The organism is Actinosynnema sp. NPDC023658, from assembly GCF_040639995.1.
In the GTDB taxonomy this organism is placed as follows: Bacteria; Actinomycetota; Actinomycetes; order Mycobacteriales; family Pseudonocardiaceae; genus Actinosynnema.
Genome location: NZ_JBFAAX010000854.1, coordinates 1,896 through 2,359, shown reverse-complemented (window position 1 = coordinate 2,359; position 464 = coordinate 1,896). Strand labels below are relative to the sequence as shown.

At 72.2% G+C, this 464-nt stretch carries 1 pseudogene; it reads right to left on the bottom strand.

The annotated features are described in order from the left end of the window. A pseudogene (locus AB0G02_RS35580) lies at positions 1-464 on the bottom strand (hypothetical protein); the annotation flags it as partial.

The following is a 464-nucleotide window of genomic DNA, read 5'->3' as shown; positions in this document are numbered from 1 at the left end:
GAACAGCTTGATGAACATCGGGTAGGGCCGACCGATCAGGAACGCGCCGACCAGTCCGCCGAGCACCACCACGCGCGCCACCGGCCGGTCGCGGAACAGGTCGGGCAGCACGCCCAGGGCGGCCAGCCCGAGGTAGGCCATCGCCAGCCCGACGAGGCCGAACACGACGGACGACTGGATCAGCCGCACCGGCACCGTGCCGACCATCGCGGAGGACAGCTGCGGCAGGCTCGTCCCGATCAGCACGCCGACCGCGCCGTAGACCGCCGACACCGCCACCATGCCCGCGGTGAAGAAGCCCAACGGGCGCAACAGGGCGCGCAACGTGCCCTGCGCCGCCGACCCGCTCGCCTGGCTCATCGGCCCGATCGAAGCGGCCATCGCGATGTTGCACGCGGTGAACGTGCCCGCGAGGCCGGAGACGAACGCGAACGCGAGGCCCGCGGCGGTGCTCGCGATGGAAG